Here is a 6,425-nt window from a genome sequence, read left to right on the forward strand (position 1 = left end):
CGACGGCCGCGTCACCCGCACCGTGAGCCGCACCGCCGCCGGCACCGTGACCCGCACCGCCGCCGGCACCGAGGAGGAGCGATGAGCCGCGCTGATGGCGGTGCCGAACACGTGGCCGGTGCCTGCGCCGGTGACCACCCGGACATCCGGGTCGATGACCACGCCACCGACCGGGCCGATGACCGCCCCGCCCTCGCACGCACCCTCCTGCGTGTCGCACGACCCGTCCTGCCGCCCCTGGGCATCTCCGCACTGTGCCGGACGGTCGCCCTGGGCCTGGGGATCGCCCTGTTCGCCGTGGGCGGGTGGGCCGTGGGCTCCTGGGCGGAGGCGACCCGGGCCGGGGTGGCACCGTCGTGGAGCCTGGCGCGCGTGGCCTGGACCCTGGTCGCCCTGGCGCTCGCCAAGGCCCTGGCCCGCTACCTCGAGCAGTTCAGCGGGCACTGGGTGGCGTTCCGCTCCCTGGCCCTGCTGCGCATGTACTTCTACGACCGCCTCGAACCCCAGGCCCCGGCCGTGACGGAGGGCGCCGACTCCGGGGACCTCCTCTCCCGCGTCACCAAGGACGTCGACCGCATCGAGGTCTTCTTCGCCCACACCCTGGCCCCCGCCCTCACCGCGGTCCTCGTGCCCGCGGGCGCTCTCGTCTACCTCGGGATGGCCGTGTCCTGGTGGTCGGGCCTGGTGCTGTTCCCCTTCCTCGTCCTCGTCGGAGCCGTCATCCCCCGCATCGGCGCGCGGGACACCGACCGCGCCGCGCGCGCGATCCGCCAGGACCGCGGCGAGCTCGCCCAGTCCGTCACCGACTCCGTCCAGGGGGTGCGCGAGGTCCTCTCCTTCGGGGCGCAGTCGCGGCGCACGGCCGGGATGGAGGCCATCGAGGAGCGGATCGGTGCCGCCCAGGACACCACCGCGCGCGTGCTGGCCACCCGACGCGGGCTCAACCAGACGGTGGTGGCGGGCTCCCTCGTCGCCATGGTGGCACTCCTCGCCACCCTCGCCGCGAGCGGGGGGATCGACCTCGCCCAGGTCGGGCTCGCCCTGGGCGTCGCCCTGGGTGCCTTCGCCCCGGTGACCGCGGTGGAGGACTTCCAGGCCGACCTCGATCAGTCCTTCGCCTCCGCGCGGCGGGTCCTGGAGATGACCGAACGCGAACCCCTCGTCACGGACCCGGCCACCCCGCTGGACTCCGACGGAGGGGGCGACGTCGTCCTCGAGCACGTCGACTTCGCCTACCCGCGGCGTGCCGACTCGCCGGTGGGACGCCAACAGGTCCTCCACGGGATCGACGCCGTCTTCCCCGCGGGGAAGGTGACCGCCGTGGTCGGTGCCTCCGGGTCGGGGAAGTCCACCCTCGCCGCCATGGTGGAGCGCATGTGGGACGTCGACGCCGGTGCGGTGCGCATCGGTGGGGTCGACGTCCGCGACCTCACCCGCCACCGGCTGCGTGAACTGGTCGCGCTGGCCCCCCAGCGCCCCTACGTCTTCAACGACAGCGTCCGGGCGAACCTGCTGCTCGCCGCACCCGACGCGACCCCGGCCGACCTGGAGGAGGTGTGCGCCCGGGTCGGGTTGGGCGAATGGCTCTCGCGTGAACCGGAGGGCCTGGACACCCAGGTCGGTGAGATGGGGGAGCGCCTCTCCGGAGGGCAGCGACAGCGCCTGGCCCTGGCGCGGGCCCTGCTGCGCAGGGCGCCCGTGACGATCCTCGACGAGGCCACCTCCCAGCTCGACCACGACACGGAGGCACAGGTCCTCGCCGGCATCCGTGAGGCGACGGGCGGACGCACCCTCGTCGTCATCGCGCACCGGATCTCCACCGTCGTCGACGCGGACCGCATCGTCGTCCTCGACCGGGGCCGCGTGGTCGAGGGCGGCACCCACGAGGAACTGCTGGCCGCCGGCGGCGCACTCGCGACCCTGGTCGCCCGCGAGCAGCGCGTCTGAGGTCGCGCCCCGGCGCGCCCCCATCCCGGGCTGGCGCGCGCACCTCTCGTGTAGCATCGGCGCAACCCCGGTGCGACGTGGATCACATCCGCCGCCCCGAGGGTCCCCACGATCTAGGGAGGCGGCGTGGCTCGGGTACTGGTGGCATGGGCCGACGACACCTCGACGAACCTGGGGCTGCGCGCTCTCGCGCAGGGCGCCTCCGCCCTCGTCTCGGCGGCCCTCCCCGGCGCGGAGGTGGTCCTCCAGGACTACGGGCACGGGCCTGCCCCCACGAACATCGGCGTGCCACGCACCCTGGCGCGTGAGGCCGTGGGGGGCGGACACGGACTGGCACAGTGGGTGCGCGGGTTCGACCTCGTCCTCGACATGCGTGGCGGTGACTCCTTCACCGACATCTACGGCCTCACCCGCCTCACCCAGCAGTGTGCCTTCGCCGAGTTCGTGCACCACCTCGGCGTCCCCCTCGTCCTCGGCCCCCAGACGCTGGGCCCCTTCACCACCCGACGCGGGCACCTCCTGGGTGCGCGCGGTCTGCGCCTGGCGCGCCTCGTCATGGCGCGCGACCCGGCCTCCGCCGCCGTGGCCGCACGCATGGGGCGTCCCGTGGACGTGCGGGCCACGGACGTGGTGTTCGCCCTCCCCGTCCCCGCCCCCAGTGGCGACCTGGACGTGGTTCTCAATGTCTCGGGCCTGCTGTGGGGCGCCGACGACCACGTCTCCGCGCGGGGCTACCGCGCCGAGGTGGAGGAGTTGATCCACGGCCTGCGCGGACAGGGACGCGAGGTGACCCTCCTCGCGCACGTGCTCGACTCCTCCTCGCCCGACAACGACGTCCCCGTCGTGCGTGAGCTGGCGCAGCGCCACGACCTCCCCGCCGTCGTGCCCGAGGACCTCGGGGAGGTCCGCGCACTGCTGCGGGGTGCCCGGGTCGTCGTCGGGTCACGGATGCACGCCTGCCTCAACGCCCTCTCGGTCGGCACACCCTGCGTGGCGATGGCCTACTCGCGCAAGTTCGCGCCGCTCTTCGCAGACCTCGGCTGGGACCGTGTCGTGGACCTGCGGGTGGCCGGCGTCGCGGAACGCGTCTTCGCCCTCGTCGACGAGGCGTCGAGGGCACCGGCGCAGGCACAGGCCGCAACCGCACGAGGACGCGCCGAGGCGCTGCTCGGCGACGCGGTCACCGCCCTGCGCGGGGTCCTGTGACGCCGCCGGGGGAGGGGCCCGGCGGGCCCGGGGGGACGGGGCCGCAGGAGGGAGGCGGCCCGGGTGACGGCATGGGGCGGCGCGCGGTGCGCGGCGCGGTGGTCACCGTGTCGGCCCAGGGACTGAAGATGGTCATCCAGTTCCTCTCCGTCGTCATCCTCGCCCGCCTGCTCACCCCCCAGGACTACGGGTTGGTCGCCATGGTGATGGCCGTCATCGGCGTGGCCGACATCTTCCGGGACTTCGGCCTCTCCTCCTCCGCCATCCAGGCCCCCACCCTCAGTCGCGACGAGCAGGTGAACCTCTTCTGGATCAACACCCTCCTGGGACTCACACTGGCAGTCATCGCCGTCGCCTCCGCGCCGTTGGTGGCCCTGCTGTACCAGCACCCCGAACTGCGCGTCATCACGATGGCGCTCGCGGTCAACTTCCTCATCAACGGCATGTCGACCCAGTACCGTGCGGACCTCAACCGTCGCCTCCTCTTCAGGCGCCTCGCCCTGGCCGACGTCCTGGGGCCCGCCTGCGGACTCGCCCTCGCCACCGTGCTGGCCCTGGCAGGCGTGGGCTTCTGGGCGCTGGTCGCCCAACAGGTCATGCAGGCCACCGTCGTCCTGGTGGTGCTGGGCCTGGGGGCCCGGTGGCTGCCGGGGCGGTACCGGCGCGGGGTCCCCGTCAGGCGCTTCCTGTCCTTCGGGGTGCGTCTGGTGGGCTCGCAACTCATCGCCTACATCGGGAGCAACATCGACACCGTCATGCTCGGGCTGCGGTCGACGGCGGGTGCCCTGGGCGTCTACAACCGCACGTACCAACTGGTCATGACCCCGGTCGGGCAGATCAGGGGTCCCCTCAACACCGTGGCGATCCCGGTCCTGTCGAGGATGCAGGACCAGGACGAGCGGTTCCAGTCCACCGTCGCGCGCGGGCAGGTCGCCATGGGGTACACGCTGGTGGCGGGCCTGGCGGTGATGGCCGGCGCCGCGGCACCTCTGGTGTCGGTGGTCCTGGGGGAGGCGTGGCTGCAGGCCATCCCCGTCCTGCGCCTCCTCGCCATCGGCGCCGGACTGCAGACCCTGGCCTATGTCGGCTACTGGGTCTACGTCACCAAGGGCCTGGTCGACCACCTCTTCCACTACACGTTCATCTCCACGGGGATCCGGGTGGTGATGGTGGTCATCGGGTCGGGTTTCGGTCTGGTGGGGGTGGCCGCCGCCATGGCCGTGGCCCCCGCCGTGGCGTGGCCACTGTCGATCTGGTGGCTCTCTCGCCGCGCCGCCATCCCGGTGCGGCGGCTGTGGGCCGGGGGCGTGCGGGTGCTCCTGTTCGGTGCGGTGGTGGGGGTCGCCGCCCATACGGGGGTGGTCCTGGTCGCCCGCCTGCCGTGGTCCTGGGCGGGTGGACCCTGGCCCCAGTTGGTGCTGGCACTCCTGTGCGCGACGCTCACCTTCGTGACGGCAGCGACGTTGGTGCGGCCCTTCCGCACCGATGTCCGGGAAGTCCTGGCGTTGGTGCGGATCGGCCTGCGGCGATGAGGGCGGAGATGCCCCGTGCCGGTGGGTCCGCCGTTCCCGGGACGCTGGGACCGCCCGCACCGGGACCGCCCGCACCGGGACCGCTGCCCCGATCCGCCCCGCCCCGCAGCGGATGGTGGCCCCACGCCTCGCCCCCGGTGATTCCCCGGTGATTCCCCGGTGGGTCGGCCCGCGGCGGGTCAGGGTCTCCCGGTGCGGGTGGAGGTGCGGTCCCCGCGCGCCCGGCGCGCCGCCCTCGTCCGTCGGGCCGTCCCGCGCGCCTCGCGCCAGGCCTGTCGCGGGTGGCGGAGGGCCCACCCCCACCGCACCAGACCCTCCAGGTGCGGCACGCGTGCGCCCGCCAGCCTCTTGCCCCACCGGCGTGGCCCGACCATCCGTCTGCGCCTGACCTGGAAGGGCTGCGTCCTCTGGACGGACCCGTCGTCGAGGTCGTGGTCGAACAGGACGAGGACGCCCTCGTCCCTGGCGAGTCGGATGGCCTCCAGACCCCGCGAGGTGCGGGCGATGACGACCGAGCGTCCCTCCGCGTCGTCGAACACGGGGAAGCCCTGGGCGTCGCTGGTCCAGAAGTCGCCGACGGCGATGTCCGCGAAGAGGCCGAGCCCGTCCGGGCAGGTCTTGCACGCGGACTGGAGCCGCTTGCCCAGCGTGCCGCCCAAGGACTCCTCGTACCCCAGGCGGGCGGACACCCCGCGGGTGGAGACCGCCTCGAACTCCCCGGGCCAACCCCGCCCGCGGTAGCGCACGGAGACGAGGTCCCCGGCGTCGATGCCCCCGTTCGCGACGAGGTCGCTGGTGGCGAACTGGCTGGGGGTGCCCGCACAGAAGAAGGAGATGAGCAGGGGCGGTCCCGCAGTCTCCGCGGTGGCGCGGGTGGCGCTGTTGGCGCCGGTGGCGCGGGTGGCGCCTGAGGTGTCGGGGCTTGCGGGGTGGGCGACGCCTGTGTCCGTGCCGCCGGGGTGGCCGCCACCGTCCGTGTTCGCGCTGCCGGGGTGGTCGGGTGCCTCCCCGTCGCGGACCCCGCGGTCCTCCCCGTCGCGGACCCCGCGGTTCCACTGGCGCACCGCGCAGGTCTCGCAGGGCTTGCCCACCAGGACGTCCGGGGCCCCGACCTCGTCGGCCAGTGCGGCAACCCCCACCGGTGCGTAGCGGGAGCCCGCCGCGGACAGGACCGAGCGGGGATCACCCAGGGTGACGGGCACGGTGCGCGAGGGCTGCGTGCCGGAGGCGGTGGCGCAGGCGACGCGACGGGCGCCCCGCTCTCGAGCATCCACTGCGACAGGGCGGTGATCACCCCGCCGCTGCTGCCCTCGAAGCGTGTCACCGGGTCGCTGGCCCACCCCACGAAGGCTGCGAGGTGGGGACCGAGCACCGGATCGGTCCGGGAGCCGGCCGGGGGCCGGAGCACCTGGGTGACGCCGGGACAGGCGGAACGGAACGCCCCGGCCCGGCCCGCCGCGACCGGCCCGGCAGCGGGGTCGACCACGGGACGGAGGAAGCCCGCCTCATCCAGGTCCATGTGGACCGACCCGGGGAACACGGCGGCGCACAGCCCGCACCCCGTGCAGTTCCCGTCGTCCACGACGGGCGCGATGAGATCGGCGGGGGAGGCAGCACCCGCTGCGCCGCCCCTCGTCCCGCCCGCCGCGCCGCCGCCATCCCGTGGCGCGTCCGGACCCGGGCCCCTCCGGGGGCGCGTGCCCCTGCGGAGGCCCATCACGCGACCCGCGCGTACTGCTC

4 protein-coding genes and 1 pseudogene are annotated in these 6,425 nt (G+C 74.3%); 3 read left to right on the forward strand and 2 right to left on the reverse strand.

What is annotated here, in order from left to right; genetic code table 11:
- Positions 1–81: 81 nt before the first annotated feature.
- The 3 genes from cydC (at position 82) to TA90_RS00260 (ending at position 4,685) form a co-directional block, all read left to right on the forward strand.
- Positions 82–1,947 (forward strand): thiol reductant ABC exporter subunit CydC, encoded by a 1,866-nt coding sequence (gene cydC, locus TA90_RS00250; RefSeq protein WP_082031157.1) that lies wholly within the window; start codon positions 82–84, stop codon positions 1,945–1,947.
- Between the two features lie 126 nt (positions 1,948–2,073).
- Positions 2,074–3,153, forward strand: coding sequence for a polysaccharide pyruvyl transferase family protein (locus tag TA90_RS00255; protein ID WP_043534031.1), 1,080 nt, complete (start codon positions 2,074–2,076; stop codon positions 3,151–3,153).
- Between the two features lie 71 nt (positions 3,154–3,224).
- Positions 3,225–4,685, forward strand: a complete 1,461-nt coding sequence (locus TA90_RS00260) for a lipopolysaccharide biosynthesis protein (RefSeq protein WP_043534032.1) — start codon at positions 3,225–3,227, stop codon at positions 4,683–4,685.
- A gap of 179 nt (positions 4,686–4,864) precedes the next feature.
- Here TA90_RS00260 and TA90_RS12950 read toward each other — a convergent pair whose 3' ends face one another.
- Together TA90_RS12950 and TA90_RS15935 are read right to left on the reverse strand one after the other, a co-directional pair.
- Complete coding sequence (locus tag TA90_RS12950) at positions 4,865–5,959, reverse strand: Coenzyme F420 hydrogenase/dehydrogenase, beta subunit C-terminal domain (protein ID WP_052450307.1); 1,095 nt, start codon at positions 5,957–5,959, stop codon at positions 4,865–4,867.
- A gap of 23 nt (positions 5,960–5,982) precedes the next feature.
- Positions 5,983–6,402: pseudogene (locus TA90_RS15935) on the reverse strand (ferredoxin); the annotation flags it as partial.
- Positions 6,403–6,425: the final 23 nt, after the last annotated feature.

Source organism: Actinomyces polynesiensis (assembly GCF_000820725.1).
Classification (GTDB): domain Bacteria; phylum Actinomycetota; class Actinomycetes; order Actinomycetales; family Actinomycetaceae; genus Pauljensenia; species Pauljensenia polynesiensis.

What these genes read in the sequence shown, in the direction of transcription:
- cydC (WP_082031157.1), top strand. Translation starts at nt 82, where the DNA reads ATGAGCCGCGCTGATGGCGGTGCCGAACACGTGGCCGGTGCCTGCGCC.
- TA90_RS00260 (WP_043534032.1), top strand. Translation starts at nt 3,225, where the DNA reads ATGGGGCGGCGCGCGGTGCGCGGCGCGGTGGTCACCGTGTCGGCCCAG.